General features: G+C 70.4%; 18 protein-coding genes and 3 pseudogenes. 11 read left to right on the forward strand and 10 right to left on the reverse strand.

Features of this window, described 5'->3' with window-relative positions; translation table 11 throughout:
• The first annotated feature begins 230 nt into the window (after positions 1-230).
• Entirely contained in the window at positions 231-1,100 is an 870-nt protein-coding gene (locus ACLML9_RS05630; protein WP_411944474.1) for a sulfurtransferase, read from the forward strand.
• A 216-nt stretch (positions 1,101-1,316) separates the two neighbouring features.
• Here ACLML9_RS05630 and ACLML9_RS05635 read toward each other — a convergent pair whose 3' ends face one another.
• Entirely contained in the window at positions 1,317-2,243 is a 927-nt protein-coding gene (locus tag ACLML9_RS05635) for an NmrA family NAD(P)-binding protein (protein WP_411944475.1), read from the reverse strand.
• Between the two features lie 83 nt (positions 2,244-2,326).
• On the opposite strand from ACLML9_RS05635, the gene ACLML9_RS05640 reads away from it, so the two are divergent.
• A complete protein-coding gene (locus tag ACLML9_RS05640; protein ID WP_411944476.1) occupies positions 2,327-3,076 on the forward strand; it encodes a TetR/AcrR family transcriptional regulator in 750 nt (249 codons plus the stop codon).
• A gap of 84 nt (positions 3,077-3,160) precedes the next feature.
• A complete protein-coding gene (locus tag ACLML9_RS05645; protein ID WP_411944477.1) occupies positions 3,161-3,283 on the forward strand; it encodes a hypothetical protein in 123 nt (40 codons plus the stop codon).
• 246 nt (positions 3,284-3,529) lie between these two features.
• On the opposite strand, the gene ACLML9_RS05650 is transcribed toward ACLML9_RS05645, so the two are convergent.
• The gene (locus ACLML9_RS05650) at positions 3,530-3,922 is read right to left on the reverse strand and encodes a hypothetical protein (protein WP_411944493.1); all 393 of its coding nucleotides are present in this window, start codon (positions 3,920-3,922) and stop codon (positions 3,530-3,532) included.
• Between the two features lie 133 nt (positions 3,923-4,055).
• Positions 4,056-4,130 (reverse strand): annotated as a pseudogene (locus ACLML9_RS05655) (hypothetical protein); the annotation flags it as partial.
• Between the two features lie 41 nt (positions 4,131-4,171).
• Here ACLML9_RS05655 and ACLML9_RS05660 point away from each other — a divergent pair.
• Both ACLML9_RS05660 and ACLML9_RS05665 read left to right on the forward strand, forming a co-directional pair.
• Positions 4,172-4,552: pseudogene (locus ACLML9_RS05660) on the forward strand (TerD family protein); the annotation flags it as partial.
• Between the two features lie 140 nt (positions 4,553-4,692).
• A pseudogene (locus ACLML9_RS05665) lies at positions 4,693-5,279 on the forward strand (CNNM domain-containing protein); the annotation flags it as partial.
• Positions 5,280-5,409: 130 nt separating this feature from the next.
• On the opposite strand, the gene ACLML9_RS05670 reads toward ACLML9_RS05665, so the two are convergent.
• Positions 5,410-5,775: a YybH family protein gene (locus ACLML9_RS05670; protein ID WP_411944478.1), complete on the reverse strand. Its 366-nt coding sequence runs from the start codon at positions 5,773-5,775 to the stop codon at positions 5,410-5,412.
• Between the two features lie 101 nt (positions 5,776-5,876).
• Between ACLML9_RS05670 and ACLML9_RS05675 the strand changes: the two genes are divergently transcribed.
• Both ACLML9_RS05675 and ACLML9_RS05680 read left to right on the forward strand, forming a co-directional pair.
• Positions 5,877-6,788 carry a LysR family transcriptional regulator gene (locus ACLML9_RS05675; RefSeq protein WP_411944479.1) on the forward strand — a complete coding sequence of 304 codons (912 nt, stop codon included), beginning with the start codon at positions 5,877-5,879 and terminating at the stop codon, positions 6,786-6,788.
• Between the two features lie 395 nt (positions 6,789-7,183).
• Positions 7,184-7,477, forward strand: a complete 294-nt coding sequence (locus tag ACLML9_RS05680) for a hypothetical protein (RefSeq protein ID WP_411944480.1) — start codon at positions 7,184-7,186, stop codon at positions 7,475-7,477.
• 32 nt (positions 7,478-7,509) lie between these two features.
• Here the strand turns inward: ACLML9_RS05680 and ACLML9_RS05685 are convergent, their stop codons facing one another.
• Positions 7,510-8,757, reverse strand: a complete 1,248-nt coding sequence (locus ACLML9_RS05685; RefSeq protein ID WP_411944491.1) for a Glu/Leu/Phe/Val dehydrogenase dimerization domain-containing protein — start codon at positions 8,755-8,757, stop codon at positions 7,510-7,512.
• A gap of 219 nt (positions 8,758-8,976) precedes the next feature.
• On the opposite strand from ACLML9_RS05685, the gene ACLML9_RS05690 reads away from it, so the two are divergent.
• The 3 genes from ACLML9_RS05690 (at position 8,977) to ACLML9_RS05700 (ending at position 11,456) form a co-directional block, all read left to right on the forward strand.
• Entirely contained in the window at positions 8,977-9,975 is a 999-nt protein-coding gene (locus ACLML9_RS05690; protein ID WP_411944481.1) for a LysR substrate-binding domain-containing protein, read from the forward strand.
• A gap of 106 nt (positions 9,976-10,081) precedes the next feature.
• Complete coding sequence (locus ACLML9_RS05695; protein WP_411944482.1) at positions 10,082-11,179, forward strand: WD40/YVTN/BNR-like repeat-containing protein; 1,098 nt, start codon at positions 10,082-10,084, stop codon at positions 11,177-11,179.
• Between the two features lie 4 nt (positions 11,180-11,183).
• On the forward strand, positions 11,184-11,456 hold the full coding sequence (locus ACLML9_RS05700) for a ubiquitin-like small modifier protein 1 (protein ID WP_063128621.1): 273 nt from the start codon (positions 11,184-11,186) through the stop codon (positions 11,454-11,456).
• 17 nt (positions 11,457-11,473) lie between these two features.
• Here ACLML9_RS05700 and mug read toward each other — a convergent pair whose 3' ends face one another.
• The 5 genes from mug to ACLML9_RS05725 all read right to left on the reverse strand — a co-directional run bounded on the left by mug (position 11,474) and on the right by ACLML9_RS05725 (position 13,563).
• Positions 11,474-12,061, reverse strand: a complete 588-nt coding sequence (gene mug, locus ACLML9_RS05705) for a G/U mismatch-specific DNA glycosylase (protein WP_411944483.1) — start codon at positions 12,059-12,061, stop codon at positions 11,474-11,476.
• A 77-nt stretch (positions 12,062-12,138) separates the two neighbouring features.
• Entirely contained in the window at positions 12,139-12,720 is a 582-nt protein-coding gene (locus ACLML9_RS05710; protein ID WP_411944484.1) for a carboxymuconolactone decarboxylase family protein, read from the reverse strand.
• A complete protein-coding gene (locus tag ACLML9_RS05715; RefSeq protein ID WP_411944485.1) occupies positions 12,720-13,043 on the reverse strand; it encodes a hypothetical protein in 324 nt (107 codons plus the stop codon). Before ACLML9_RS05715 ends, ACLML9_RS05710 begins: the two co-directional genes overlap by 1 nt.
• Before the next feature lie 47 nt (positions 13,044-13,090).
• Entirely contained in the window at positions 13,091-13,342 is a 252-nt protein-coding gene (locus tag ACLML9_RS05720) for a hypothetical protein (RefSeq protein ID WP_411944486.1), read from the reverse strand.
• The gene (locus ACLML9_RS05725) at positions 13,339-13,563 is read right to left on the reverse strand and encodes a serine hydrolase (RefSeq protein ID WP_411944487.1); all 225 of its coding nucleotides are present in this window, start codon (positions 13,561-13,563) and stop codon (positions 13,339-13,341) included. The genes ACLML9_RS05720 and ACLML9_RS05725 overlap by 4 nt, the downstream gene beginning before the upstream one ends.
• Before the next feature lie 313 nt (positions 13,564-13,876).
• Here ACLML9_RS05725 and ACLML9_RS05730 point away from each other — a divergent pair, with 313 nt between their 5' ends.
• Positions 13,877-14,227, forward strand: coding sequence for a hypothetical protein (locus tag ACLML9_RS05730; RefSeq protein ID WP_411944488.1), 351 nt, complete (start codon positions 13,877-13,879; stop codon positions 14,225-14,227).
• The last annotated feature ends 2 nt before the right edge of the window (positions 14,228-14,229 follow it).

A 14,229-nucleotide genomic window follows, 5' to 3' on the forward strand; every position in this document is an offset into this window, starting at 1 on the left:
CCGGCGGTTACAACGGCCACGGACTCGTGCTCCCGCGGTGTGCGGCGCCGAGTTCGCTTCGCACAGATTCGAATCATGACAGGACGGTCACGACGCGACGCCGGGATCGCGGCAGCCGGTACCCGCTCGGACCGCTGCTAGCATCCGCTGTGCCATCGCCGACCGATCCGCACCGGTCGCCCGTGGCGGGACAGCCCGTGACGGCAAGCCACAGAGGTGGAGACCATTCGATGACTACTCGTGCCGAAGTGTTCACTACCGCCGCCGAACTGGCGGCGACGCTCGCGTCCGGAACCGAGGTGACGCTGCTGGATGTGCGGTGGCGGCTGGACCGCCCCGACGGGCGCGCCGACTACCGCGCCGGCCACCTGCCCGGCGCCGTCTACGTCGACCTGGACAGCGAACTGTCCGACCACTCGGTGACCGGCCGCGGTCGCCACCCGCTACCCGACGGTGCCGCACTGCAACGGAGTCTGCGGGCCTGGGGCGTCCGCGACGGCATCCCGGTGGTGGTCTACGACGACTGGAATCGCGCCGGTTCGGCGCGCGCCTGGTGGGTGCTCACCGCCGCCGGACTGCCGCAGGTCCGCATCCTCGACGGCGGTCTGCCGGCCTGGCGGGAGTTCGGCGGTGCCCTCGAGAGCGGCCAGGTGATCCCGGCGCCCGGCGACGCCACCGTAAACCGGCCGGACCTCTACACCGGTGCGCGCGATGTCGTGACGGCGGAGGAATTGGCCGATATCGCCGCACAGGGATCGCTCGTCGATGTCCGGGCCCCGGAGCGGTACCGGGGCGAGAACGAACCGGTCGATCCCGTGGCCGGCCATATCCCGGGGGCACGCAATGTTCCCGCGACGGCACTGCTCGACGAGTCCGGCCGTTTTCTCCCGGACGAGGAAATCCTCGCCCGGTATCCGGCCGGCGATCCGGCGCGGCCGCCGGCCGTCTACTGCGGTTCGGGCGTGACAGCCGCGATCGCTGTCGCGGCACTCACCGCTGCTGGGCGGGACGCGAGCCTGTTTCCCGGTTCCTGGTCGCAGTGGAGCGCGGATCCGTCCAATCCCGTAGAGATCGGCGACCCATCGATTCCGGAGGTCTGAGCCCACCGATCGGGGGTCATGGTCGCGGCTCCGGCGCACCGCACCAGCGCTCACGACACCGAGCACCGTCGTGGCGACCTCGGCGCCTCCGCGAAGACGTTGCGCGCCCGGCCGGCCCAGGCGGCAGCGAAGGCCGGCACGAGGCGCGGTCGATGCCCGGCGTGGAAACCGGTGCGTCAACACGAGAGCCGATGAGCGCTCCGGGCCGCCACGGGTCTACCGCACGGATTCGATGCCGGCGGCGGTGAGATGATCCCGGAGCACGGTGGCGCCGGATTCGGCGAGCCAGTCACCGAAGGTACGCAGGCCGGGGTGGATCACGCGGAGAGCTTCGATATCGGCGTGCCAGCGGTGACCGTCGCGCCAGCCCGTGCGCACCGCGGCGATCTCGGTGCCGAGCGCCGCGGCCTCGTCGTCGGTGAGCTGCTCGTACCGCACCGCGATTCCGGTGGCCTCGCTGATCGCGGCGGCGGCCGCGACCGGGGTCGGCTGGTCTCCCGCGAGTTCCAGTGTGCGTCCGGCGAAACGGGCCGGGTCGGTGAAGGCGAGGAGAGCGAATTCGGCGATATCCTCCACCGCGATGATCTGCATCGGCTCGTGGGGCGGGAACAGATGCCGATGCACACCACGGGATATGCCGTCGATACCGGCCACCGCGACTCCGAGATAGTTGGTCATGAATCGGACCGGTCGCAGCACCGTCGGCACGGCGACTCGGTCGAGGAGATACTCCTCGATCGCCCGCTTCCCGGCCCCGCCCGGCCACGGCGCCGAGGTCGAGGTCGAGGCGACCGTGCTGAACACGACCTGCTCGACCCCCGCCGCCACTGCCGCATCGATCAGCGCCCGGCCACGTGCCGCCTCGAGTTCGGTATCGACGCCGGACGGCCCCAACGCGACGGGCGGTATGCCGAATACGCCGGCGACGCCTTCCAGTGCGCGCGCCAGGCCGGACAGGTCGTCGAAATCTCCGCGCACCAGCCGGGCGCCCGCGGCGGTCAGCGCGAGCGCGGCCGGGGCCTCGGTATCACGGACCAGGGCATGCACCGGCCGGCCCGCGGCCAGCAGGCGCCGCGCGGTGGCGCCGCCCTGCCGACCGGTGGCACCGGTGACGAGAATCGGAGAATCGGAATCGGTACGCACGGCGTCCCCTCCCTTGCAGGTGGATACTGACATGATCCGGAATACTTCGCCCGTTTCCCTCTCCCGGACAAGGAATACGTGACATGACGGCACCACCGGCTCCCAATAGTGAACGCGCCGACGCCCGGCGCAATCGAGAGCTCGTCCTGCAGACCGCCGTGCGCGTGTTCACCGAGGACGGGCCGGAGGTGTCGATCGGCCGGATCGCCCAGCGCGCGGGCGTGGGCGCCGGGACGGTGTACCGGCATTTCCCCAGTAAGGAAATTCTGATCGAGGCGGTACTCGCCGAACATGTCGCGAGTCTCGCCCGGGCGGCCGACCGGTGGGCAGAATCGGCCGCGCCCGGCGACGCGCTGTTCGGTTTCCTGCTCGAGGTGATCGAGAAAACCGCGGGCCGCAAACAGGTCTGCGATGCGCTGACCGCTGATCAGAGCTGGCCGCATGCCCTGCTCACCACCGCGGCGCAACAGTTCGACGAGGCGCTGCGACGCCTGTTGCACCACGCGCAACGGGCCGGTGCGGTGGACGCCGAGATACAGGTTGCCGATCTGACCGCGCTGACCGTCGGCGGCGCCGCGATCCGGTCCGCGCACCGCAGCCGGGCGCGCGGCGCCCGGCTCGTCCGGCAATTGCTCGACGTCGTGCGGACCACGATCGTCACGGAAGGAGCCGAGTTCCGTGACAGTACGGTGCCGCGTCGTCACGAAACGGGTCGCGTCCGCCATTGCGCGGAATGCGGTACCCGCTTGCGGGATCGGACCACCGGCCGGCCCGCCCGCTACTGCGGGCCGACCTGTCGGCAGCGCGGATACCGTCGGCGCGCGGGCAATTGAGCCCGCCCGTCCAGACATCGAATCGGCAGCACGGGCGGGCGGCGTGCCACGAAAATCGTCGGTGCGCGTTGCCAGGGCGACACCATGGCCGAAACGCCACTGATCAGGTCGCGCGGACTGTGCACTGTGCTCCCCGAGACCTCCGCCTACCGCACCGTCGCCCCGAAGACACTGGTGGCCCGGCTGGACGAAACCGGTCCCGGGTAGCGGCCGGCGCCCGGGCCACCGCGCCCGGCTGGTGTCGCGTTACAGGCTCAGGCCCGCCACGGTGAGCCGCAGGAGCCGATCTGTCTCCGCGGCCGGGTCGGAAAGCGCGCGGTGGCCAGGGCGATACCGACGACCTGGGGTGATGAGTTCACCGGCGGTGGTGCCGGCAGCCAGCAGATATCCGCCCGCTCGCCGGGGCCTGACCCGCACGCGGACCGGCGACGACGACGCCCCACGCGGCCCGCGTCAGTACGAACGCCAGTTGCGCATCGGCGGCACGTCACCGAATGCCGAAACGTGGTCGGCGACCCAGTCGGCGTAGGTACGCGCCGGCCGGCCGAGGACTTCGCCGATCTCGCCGGTCACCACGGCATTTCCGCCGGCCCGGGCGAAAGCCTGACCGGCCGGCGCCCCGTCCGCGAATTCCGTGGTGGCCCCGGCGGCGAGCATATGTTCCCGGGCGGCACTCTCGGCGATGTCGACCACCTCGACCGGGCGTCCGAGCGCGGCGGCGAGTGTGGCGGCCTGGTCGTGTGTGGTGAGCAGTTCCGGGCCCGTGAGCGTGTAGACACGACCGGTATGAGCGGAGGAGAGCAGCGCTTCGGTGGCAACGGCGGCCACATCGCGCGGGTCTACCACTTCCCTGCGCGCCGGAGCCGGTGAGGTTCGAGACCGGGAGCCCGGCGCGGAGCGCACTCGCCCAGGCGAGGGTGTTCGAGGCGAACGCACTGGGTCGCAGGACGGTCCAGTCCACGCCGCTGTCGCGAACAGCTTCCTCCCCGGGCAGATGCCAGGCCCCGACCCGCCCGAGTTCGGGGTCCCCCGTGCCGATTGCGGACAACTTCACGATACGGCGGGCTCCGGCGTCCCGGGCCGCCCGGATCAGCGCTGCGTTCCCCCGAAGGCAGTATCGAGCACACCGGCGACAACCTCACCGGCGAGGGTGAAGGCGACGACGAGGTGATCCATGTCGATCTGGCGGCCACCCCGCCGACGATCACCAATATCTTCTTTCCCGTGTCCATCCACGACGCCGATGCCCGGCAGCAGTCGTTCGGCCAGGTGCGCAATGCGTTCATCCGGGTGGTGGACCGGGCCAACGGGGCGGAGCTGGCGCGCTACGACCTGTCCGAGGACGCTTCCACCGAAACCGCCATGGTGTTCGGCGAGCTGTACCGCCATGGTGCCGAGTGGAAGTTCCGCGCCATCGGGCAGGGTTACGCCTCCGGACTCGCCGGAATCGCCCGCGACTACGGCGTCAACGTCTGACACCCGCGACACCATTCCACGGTTCACCGGTAACCGTCCCCTGAGCAAAGCGAGTTCATGAAACGCGCGTCGCGCAAGCATCGGCACCCCGGCGCGCGCCGGGGCGAGGAGCCTCCCCGACACCGGACCGGGACGCGCTCATGCTGACCGCACTCGACATCGCCCTCGGCCTCGTCGTCGTCTTGCTCATCACGGCGGTGACAGGCTATTTCGCCGCCCAGGAATTCGCGTTCATGGCCGTGGACCGGTCCCGCTTGAAAGCCGGTGCCGCGGCGGGCGGCCGGGCCGCCGGCCGGGCGCTGCGGGTCACCCGGCGTCCGTCGTTCATGCTCTCGGGCGCCCAGCTCGGGATCACGGTGACGGGGCTGCTGGTCGGCTATGTCGCCGAACCGCTCATCGGCCGGGGGCTCGGGGATCTGCTGGGCGGTGCCGGGGTGCCGGCCGCCGTGGGGATCGGTATCGGGGCGGTGCCGGCCATCGCGTTCGCCACCGTGGTGCAGATGCTGTTCGGGAACTGGTACCGAAGAACCTCGCCATCGCCCGGCCCGAGACGGTCGCCCGCCGGCTCGCGGCCTCGACGACGCTGCACCTGAAGGTGTTCGGATGGCTGATCCGGCTGTTCGACCAGTCGTCGAACCTGCTGCTGCGCGCCCTGCGCATCGAACCGGTGCACGATGTCGAGCATGGTTCGCGAGGGCGCCCGGTCCTGCACGTACGCGACAGCGGCTCATCAGGGTCACCGCAGGAAGGTAACGGCCGCGCGGCGCGGGGCAGCAGACCGCGCGCCGGGCGTTCCTCCGGCGTCGCCGTCGGTGGTCCGGTCCCGACGGCGACGAGGCGGGGACCTGCGTCCGGGCTCAGGGGGTCGGCGCGACGAACTCCGGCTGGTCGAGTACGCGCAGCCAGCTGCCGTCGGGCTGGCGCCGGACGACCTGCGCACGCGCACCGGTCCCGTCCTTCGGCGGCGTCGAGGTGAGTGCGAGGTCGCCGCTGATCAGCGTCGGCAGCGGTTCTTCCGGCTCGAAGCGGGGTCCGGCGGCCAGCACCTTCTCCCACAGCGCGCGGATCGCCGCCCGCCCGACGGTCCGGCTGCCCGGCGGGTAGGCCAGGACAGCGTCCTCTTCGTAGAGTTCGGCGACTCCCGCCGCGTCACCGGCATTGGAGCGTTCGACGAACAGGCGCGTGATGTCTTCGGGCCGCAGCGCCTTCTCGTACTCGGGCATCGATTTCCTCCTGTGGTTTTCGACTTCGACGTGTTCCAGCCTGCCCGGAGGGTCAGCAGAAGTCCAACAGATGGTTATTATGAAAGCTAGAATTATCAGTTATGGAACTGAGGCAGCTGGAATACTTCGTCGCGGTCGCGGAGGAGCAGAATTTCACCCGGGCGGCGCAGCGGGTGCACATCAGCCAGTCCGGTGTCAGCGCCCAGATCCGCGCACTGGAGAAAGAACTCGGCGCCGAACTGTTCAACCGCTCGGCACGCACCGCCACCCTGACCGTCGCGGGAAAGGCCGCCCTCGAACACGCCCGGACCGCCCTCAATGCCGCCGAAGCGGTCACCCAGGCGGTCGGTGAGGTCACCGACCTGATCCGGGGCACACTCACCGTGGGTATGGTCGTCGGCTGCACCGTCACACCGCTGTTCGACGCACTCGCCGAGTTCCACCGCGCACATCCCGGTGTCGAGATCTCGCTGCTCGAGGACAACTCCGACCGACTCGCCGAAGCCGTGCGGGCCGGTGCGCTCGACGTGGCTCTCATCGGTACGGCGACCGCCGAACCCGACGGACTGGAAGCGCTCACTCTCATTCGGGAACAGCTCGTCGCGGCGGTCCCCACCGCCCATCCGCTGGCGGCACGGCGGCGGATCACCCTTGCCGAGCTGTGCGCCCACCCCCTCGTGTGCATGCCCCCGGGTACCGGTGTGCGCACCGTGTTCGACCGCGCCTGCGCGACCCAGAACCTCCACCCGGTGGTCGCGCTCCAGGCCGGCGCGGCCGACGCCATCGCCGATCTCGCCGCGCGCGGACTCGCGGTCGCCGTCCTCAGCGATTCCATGGCCGCGGCCCACCGCGACCGGCTAGTCACCCTCACCCTCGAGGGCGCCGAGACACCCGCGTTCCTGGCTCTGATCTGGAAGGACACCGGCCGCCCCGTGGTACGTGAACTGCTCGTCCACAGTCGGCGGGCGTTCCATCGGGCCGGGCTCGGCGAGGGCCCCGATGGCCCTCGGTAGCGGTATCACCGCGGGTGGCTTCGGCAGGAACGACCGATGCGCCGAGCGCGCGGACCACCGCGTGTCGACCGACTACGACGCCACCCCCGCACGAATCCGAGATGATCTGCGCCGGAAGACGGTTCACCGATTTTCCGTACCGGGACCGGAGGACCGCGGACCGGCTACGCATCGGTTTCGCTCGAGGCGGTTCTGCCGTCGGTGATATGCGGTGTGCCGGATGGACTCGGCTGCGGTCGCGGCGGCGACCGGCGTAGCGACAGCGCTGATCGCCTTGGTCGCCGCGGTACTGGTCGTATGGCAGGTGGTCGAGATGCGGAAAACCACCTATGCCAGTGCGTTCAAAGCCGTCTACGACAGCTCCAGGACGAATTCACTGCGCCAGAACCGTCGCTATGCGCCACCTGCGGGCCCGGGAATTCGCGTCGTGGTCGGACGAGGACATCCAGCGCGCCGAAAGAGTGTGTCACAGCTACGACTGCGTGGGCATCAGGTGCCGGAGCGGGTTCATACCGCCCGATGTCGTGGCCGACTCCTGGGGCGATTCCCTGCGGACGTGCTGCAACGTAGTGCAGCCCCTCGTGGAGAAGTACCGTGCGGACCGCAACGCACCGGAGCTGTGGGACGACTTCCAGTGGCTGGCCCGGCGAGCCGTGGAGATCAGGCGCCCGGTATCCGCCGGCCGCTGACGATGCGGCGACCGGCGGATCCGTGCTCGGGCTCAGGGAACGACGACGGGCTCGGTGAGCGGCGGCGGGTCGTCGGCCCAGCGGTGGCCGGTCTCGCGTGGGGTCACGCCGTGCTCCGCCCATGCCGCCAGCAGCAAGGCGACCTTGCTGTGCATGATGGTGCGGAGCCGGTCGAACGAGTTCTCCGGCGTATCGTCGACCTGACCGAGAAGCAACCACCACGCCCAGGCCACGGCCCCGGCGTTCGCGACGAAGTCCGGCAGCACCGGGACACCGCGGGCGGCGAGCATCGCCTCCGCTTCCGGGGTGGTGGCCGCGTTCGCGGCCTCGACGATGATCCGCGCCCGGACATCGAAGGAGTTGTCCGGCGTGATCGCATAGGAGATCGCGGCCGGGACCAGGATGTCGACATCGGCGGCCAGGATCGTGGTCCGCGGCAGCTGCTCGACCCCCGCCGGCAACCGGGAGCGGTCGATCTCGCCGTACCCGTTGCGCAGGGCCAGCAGCGCCGGGATGTCCAGCCCGTCGGGGCAGTGCAGGGTCCCGGTGGCGTCGGCCACGGTGGTGACCTTCATCCCGGCCTCGTACAGGTAGTAGGCCGCCGCCCCGCCCATGGTGCCCACACCCTGGATCGCGACCGTGGTCTCGGCGGGCACCTGGCCCCACCAGACCGCGGTGGCGAGGCAGGCGTGCGCGACACCGTAGCCACCGATCACATCGCCCAGCATGAACCCGCCCTCGACCGCCGCATTCAGGCCGCGGCGGACCCGTTCCAGAGTCGCGGCGGGATCGGCGGCCCGACGGATCGCGGCATGGTAGCTCTGCCCCAGGCCGAGCCTTTCGAAGACCTCGTCGATCAGATGCTGCGGAACCCCCAGATCCTCGGCGGTCACCCAGTGCGAATCGATCCACGGACGCATGGCCTCGCAGAACCGTTCCAGTACTTCGACGGCGCGCGGATCCTTGGGATCGAAATCGATCCCGCCCTTGGCCCCGCCGATGGGCAGATCGAACGTCGCGGTCTTGTTGGCCATACCCCGGGCCAGATCCTCGACTTCGCTCACCGTACAACCGGCCCGCATCCGGGTGCCGCCGGTGGCCAGGCCACCGCGCAGGGTGTGCACCACAAGGTAACCGACCGCGCCCGTCTGCGAATCCGTCCAGTGCAAGCGCATATACGGCTCGGAACGACGGACCGCGGGGGGGAGGGCCACTTCCGCCGGGACGGCCGGAACTGTCTGCGCGGTAATCTGCGCGGTGCCCCCCGCCGGGTCCTGCATCGTCGTCACGACGAACCACCTCCTCTTCGTGTTCGTGCCGGATACACCATCACCCACGGAGAAGCGCCGGGTGCGTAATCCCCTGTGCGGACCACGTCGTCCCCGGCCGATGGCTCGATTCCGGTGTCACCAGCCTGCATTCGCAGCTGCGCGTTCGTCTATTTACGGTTCGTTCACGGCGGTGTTCAGCGTTGCTGCACAACGTTTAGGCTCGAAACCATGGACCTGTCGCTGGCCCGTCTGCGAATGTTGCGTGAATTGCATCGACGCGGCACGGTCACGGCGGCCGCGACCGCACTGCACTACACCGCCTCGGCGGTGTCCCAGCAGCTCGCCCAGCTGGAGCGCGATGTCGGCACCCGGCTGTTCGAGCGGCGGGGGCGCCGGCTGCAACTCACCGATCTCGGGGTGCTGCTGGCCGAGCACGCGGAGGAGATCCTCGCATCGGTCGAGCGGGCGACCCAGGCCCTGGAGGACGCCGGCGAGACGGTGACGGCGAAACTCACCGCTGGTGTGTGGGCGTCGGTGGCCTCCGGCCTGCTGCCCGATGCGCTCACCGCCCTCGCGCGCACCCACCCCGGTATCTCCGTGCGGACGCGAGAACTCGTTCCGGAGGCCACCGCCGCCGCGGTGCGCGACGGGGCACTGGATCTGTCGTTCGTCCTCGAATATTCCAATTACCCGATGACCTGGGACAGCGGCCTGGAGCGCGCCGTCATCGCGGTCGAGCGGATCTACGCCGCGGTCCCGTCCGGAGCCGTGCCGTCGGCCAGCGTGACCCTGGCCGACCTCGCCGAGCATCCGTGGATCCTCGCGCCCGCCCGGTCGCATTTCGGACATGCGGCCCGGCTGGCGTTCCAATCCGTCGGGCTCGAACCACGGATCGATCACGAAGTGGAGGAGCAGGCGACGGCCATGGCGATGGTGGCGGCCGGGCTGGGTGTGACACTGGTGTCGGATCTGGGTCTGGCATTGCGTCCGCCGGGGGTGGACATAGTCGCCCTGGGCGATGTGCTCACCCGGACCGTATCGCTGGCCTACCGCACCAACACGGCCCGGCGTGCCGCACTGCTGCTCGTCGTCGACGCGGTCCGCGCGACCGCCGCGGAGAAGGGCGTGGGCGCCGAGCCCGCGCTGCCCACCTCGGCGAAGGCGGAACCCTTCCCGTCCCCGGCGGATACATTGCGGACGGCCGATCGGCGCCCCGAACAGAACTGACCGGCCCAGACCCGCGCGACTCGCCTGCCGCATTCCGGTGAGTCGGGTCACAGCCGCGGGGTACGCTCGCACGCGTCGGCGTGGCGGTGACACCTGGAGGTCGGCAATGGATGTTCTGCTCGGAATCGGGACGCGTAAGGGTGTGTTCCTGGCGCGCAGTACCGACGGCCGGTCGAGCTGGGAGGTGAGCCCGCCTCGGTTCGCCGTGGCGGATGTGAAAGCACTGGCGATCGATACGCGGCGGACGACGCCGCGCGTGCTCGCCGGAGTACTGGACAGCCATTTCGGCCCGACCATGGTGACCAGCGACGATCTCGGCCGGACGTGGAGCGAACCGGACGACGCGCCGCTGGCGTTCCCGTCGGATACCGGGGCGGCATTGCGGGGCGTATGGCAGATCGCGCCCGCGACCGCGGCCGAGCCGGAAGTGGTGTACGCGGGCACCGAACCGTCGGCGTTGTTCCGCTCGTCCGACGCGGGGCGGACGTTCGAACTGATCCGCGGCCTGTGGGATCACCCGCACCGCACCGAATGGATGCCGGGTGGCGGCGGTCTGGCGTTGCATACGATCATCCCGCATCCGGCGGATGCGGAACGCATCACGGTCGCCATATCGACCGGCGGCGTCTATCAGACCGCCGACGGCGGTAGGTCCTGGAGACCCACCAACAAAGGGGTCACCGCCGATTTCATGCCCGGTGAGCTACCGGAGTGGGGGCAGTGCGTGCACAAGGTCGCCATGGACGCCGGCACACCGAGCACGATGTATCTGCAGAACCACGGCGGAGTCTTCCGCACCACCGACGACGGCACGAGCTGGCAGTCGATCGACAGCGGCCTACCGAGCTCGAACTTCGGCTTCCCGATCGTCGCGCACCCGCGGCGCCCCGGGGTGATCTATACCTTCCCGCTGGTCGCCGATATGGAGCGGTTCCGCTTTCCCCCGAACGCCGAATGCGCCGTCTACCGCAGCGCCGACGGTGGCGAGACCTGGTCGGCGCAGACCAGGGGGCTCCCGCGGGAACCGTTCTGGGCCGCGGTCATGCGCGATGCCATGTGCGCCGACGACGCCGATCCGGCCGGGATCTATTTCGGCACCCGCAACGGCGAGGTCTACTGCAGTCCCGACGAGGGTGAGCACTGGCAGCTGGTGGCCGGCAAACTGCCCGACGTCCTGTGCGTACGCGCCCGAGTGGTCGGCTGACGCCGTGGCACAGGTGCGCCTGCCGTCTGCGTTGCGGCCCTACGTCGGCGGCGACCGAGAACTCGCCGTCGACGGCGCGACGCTGCGCACTGTGCTGGACGTGCTGCGCGAGCGGTCGCCCGCGCTGGAGCGCCGCCTCCGCGACGAGAGCGGCGAATTACGCCGTTACGTGAACTTCTACGTCGATGGCGACGAATGCCGGACGCTGCGGGGTTTGGACACACCACTCGACGCCGGCACCGAGGTCATGATCATTCCGTCGGTCGCCGGTGGGTGATCGCCGCGGCCGCAACGCTACTCGGCAGCGCGGCCGGCCGCGACCGCACGCGCCGATTCCACCCGCAGCCTGCGGAATTCGGCGGCCAGCGCGTCCAGGGTGTAGTGGGCGTTGAGACCGCTCGGATTGGGCAGCACCCAGACCTCGGTGGCGCCGATCGTCTCGTCCTGGCGCCCGACGGTCGTCCGCGGCCGCCCGAACGCGGTGCGATAGGCGCCCAGGCCCAGCACCGCGAGGATCCGCGGCCGGTTCCGCCGCACCCGCTCGACGAGCGCGGCGCCGCCGTCGCGCAGTTCCTCCTTCGTCAACTCGTCGGCCTTCGCGCTCGTCCGGGAGACGACATTGGTGATGCCCAGCCCCAGCGCCGGCAGTTCGTCCTGTTCGTCGGGGCGGAACAGGCGCGGCGTGAAACCCGATCGGAACAGCGCGGGCCAGAAGCGATTTCCCGGCCGAGCGAAATGGTGGCCGGTCGCCCCGGACCACAGGCCGGGATTGATCCCGCAGAACAGCACTCGCAGATCCGGTGCCAGTACATCGGGAATCGTCGTCCCGGCCGCGGCCGCCAGATCGGCCGGCGTCGGGCGGTTTACCGCGGAATGGGCCATTCGCCCAGTCTGCCAGCGGGCGCGATCCCGCCGGGCCGGACGGCCACGTCCGAGGGTTCGCCGCCGGGACGCACACGCTATCGGTAGCCACGTTTCAGCAGATACGCCGCTCCTGCCTCGAACCCCGCCGGATCGAGTACCTCGAATCCGAAGGCGTCGGCGAGCCGGTCGGTGGTATCGAAGGCGGCACACACCGCCAGCGCGTCGGCGACCTGGTCGCGCGAGACACCCGCGGACAGCACCGCACGCATATCCCCGGCGCTTATCGACCCCTCCCTGGTCAGCGCCCCGAGCATGCGCAGCGTCGCCCGGAGCCCGTCTCCGATCGGGGCCGAGTCGAGGTCGGTGAGCACCGCGCGCACCTTCGCCGGGTCGCGGTACGCCCGGCCGGCGGTCGCGGTATGCGCGCCGAGGCAGAACGCCGACCCGTTCACCTGCGAGACGAAGGCGGCCATCAGTTCCCGGTCGGCGACCGACCACCCCGCGGGCCCGCGCATCGCCGCCTGGGTGAACTTCTTCGCCGCGGCACCGTAGAAGGCGGGCCGGTAGAAGGTCAGTTTGGCGGCATCGGGCAGTGGATGCCCGGAGACCACTCGGATGAGCGCGAACAGCAGCTTGATTCTCGGACGGTACCCGTGCTCGAGGATATCGAGACGCATTACTCGGCCGCACCGGCGTCGGCGGCGGCCAGGGCGGCCGGCCCGGCCTCGTAGAGCCGGGCCGACCGGCCGACCGCGGCGCATATCACCAGTTCGAAGAGTTCGTCCTCACTGAAACCCGCCGCCTTCGCCGCGGCGAAATCCGCATCGGTGACCTGGTCGGCCCGGGTGACAACCTTGCCGATCAGGGAGTCCAGCGGCGGTGGAAGTCCGGCACCGGCGAAGGCGTGCGCCCGCTGTTCGAGGGAGGCGCTCCCCGCGCTGTTCCGGACGCTGTCCACCAGCGCGCGATGCGCTATCCGCTTCTCGTCCTCGTCGGTCACGGCGCTCTCCGGCTCCTTCCGGTGGGACTCGCTCTCAGACAATCATGTCAGGGCACCGTCCGGCAGCGATCCACGCCGCGCCGGGGAAAGCGCCGGGTCCGCCGCAGCAATGGCGGCATCGCGCACGGGTCAACGCTCCCCGCCGCCGGAGCCTGCACACCGCACATGGCGAGCCGGTAGAACGCCGCGAGCGCGCCGTCGATGGGATGCGGCTGCGGCCTGCCCCGCTCGTCGAGCCGGTTCCAGCGCTGCATGTCGATCGCGGCCGAGAACTGGCGGGCGCCGTCGGCGCGGGTCATCGAGATCGCTCCGGCACCCCAGACCAGGTTTTGGTGATACTGCCGACCCGGTGCCGCATATCCGCCGTGACCGGACGGCCGGTCTCGATATCGGCGACCCCGGCCGCACCGCGCCACAGCCGATCACCGTCGCGTACCTCGGCGAACACGCCGGGAATCCCCGCGCGGTGAATATCGTTCAGGGCGGCCTGCAACCGGGCGGGCTCGAGTGGGTTCGTCACAACGGGTGTCCTCTCGTAGAAATCCTGTGCGGGTCGATCCGGGAGGCCCGTAGCGGGCGGTACCCGGTCGGCCCTCACTATCCGCCGAGCGGCCCCACCGAGTATCGGAAAAATGTTCCGCGGGCCGACGGTCGCCGGGGTATGGACCCGCCGCAGCACCCGATATCGCGGCGGGCGGGAACCGAACGGACGAACCGAGCGGTTGCCCTCGACCTGGTCAGGGCGCGATCATCGATGAGGAGCGACCCGGCGGTGCCGGTCCGGTCGACCGTCGGTGAATCGGCAGTTATCGACCACGAGAGGACCGTGTCCCATGCCTTCCACCAGTAGTGCGAACAGTACCGGCCGACCGTCCGCCGCCGCCCCGGCGAGAACATCCGATCGTTCCCCGGCCCGGGCCGCACCCGCGGCCAGTCTCACGCTGCCCCATCTCAGCGCCGAGGTCGCGATCCCCGGCCGGGGCATCGATGTGAAGGCCGGGCCGGTCGAATTGTCCCTGCCGACCCGCTATATCTACTACGGCGGGCGGGGCGCCCTCGCCGTCGCCGGTGCGGTCGAATTGCCTCTCGCCGGCGCGCTGGCGGCGGCGGGCCTGATCGTCGACCGGATGCGGCGGCCCCACGCCGCCGGGCCCGAACCCGTGCGGGGCGGCGCGGCAGCGTAGTC

The sequence above is a fragment of the Nocardia sp. NPDC002869 genome (assembly GCF_046764065.1).
Classification (GTDB): Bacteria; Actinomycetota; Actinomycetes; order Mycobacteriales; family Mycobacteriaceae; genus Nocardia; species Nocardia rhamnosiphila.

What these genes read in the sequence shown, in the direction of transcription:
- ACLML9_RS05630 (WP_411944474.1), top strand. Translation starts at nt 231, where the DNA reads ATGACTACTCGTGCCGAAGTGTTCACTACCGCCGCCGAACTGGCGGCG.
- ACLML9_RS05640 (WP_411944476.1), top strand. Translation starts at nt 2,327, where the DNA reads ATGACGGCACCACCGGCTCCCAATAGTGAACGCGCCGACGCCCGGCGC.
- ACLML9_RS05645 (WP_411944477.1), top strand. Translation starts at nt 3,161, where the DNA reads ATGGCCGAAACGCCACTGATCAGGTCGCGCGGACTGTGCACTGTGCTC.
- ACLML9_RS05670 (WP_411944478.1), bottom strand. Translation starts at nt 5,775, where the DNA reads ATGCCCGAGTACGAGAAGGCGCTGCGGCCCGAAGACATCACGCGCCTG.
- ACLML9_RS05675 (WP_411944479.1), top strand. Translation starts at nt 5,877, where the DNA reads ATGGAACTGAGGCAGCTGGAATACTTCGTCGCGGTCGCGGAGGAGCAG.
- ACLML9_RS05680 (WP_411944480.1), top strand. Translation starts at nt 7,184, where the DNA reads ATGCGCCACCTGCGGGCCCGGGAATTCGCGTCGTGGTCGGACGAGGAC.
- ACLML9_RS05685 (WP_411944491.1), bottom strand. Translation starts at nt 8,757, where the DNA reads ATGCAGGACCCGGCGGGGGGCACCGCGCAGATTACCGCGCAGACAGTT.
- ACLML9_RS05690 (WP_411944481.1), top strand. Translation starts at nt 8,977, where the DNA reads ATGGACCTGTCGCTGGCCCGTCTGCGAATGTTGCGTGAATTGCATCGA.
- ACLML9_RS05695 (WP_411944482.1), top strand. Translation starts at nt 10,082, where the DNA reads ATGGATGTTCTGCTCGGAATCGGGACGCGTAAGGGTGTGTTCCTGGCG.
- mug (WP_411944483.1), bottom strand. Translation starts at nt 12,061, where the DNA reads ATGGCCCATTCCGCGGTAAACCGCCCGACGCCGGCCGATCTGGCGGCC.
- ACLML9_RS05710 (WP_411944484.1), bottom strand. Translation starts at nt 12,720, where the DNA reads ATGCGTCTCGATATCCTCGAGCACGGGTACCGTCCGAGAATCAAGCTG.
- ACLML9_RS05720 (WP_411944486.1), bottom strand. Translation starts at nt 13,342, where the DNA reads ATGACCCGCGCCGACGGCGCCCGCCAGTTCTCGGCCGCGATCGACATG.
- ACLML9_RS05730 (WP_411944488.1), top strand. Translation starts at nt 13,877, where the DNA reads ATGCCTTCCACCAGTAGTGCGAACAGTACCGGCCGACCGTCCGCCGCC.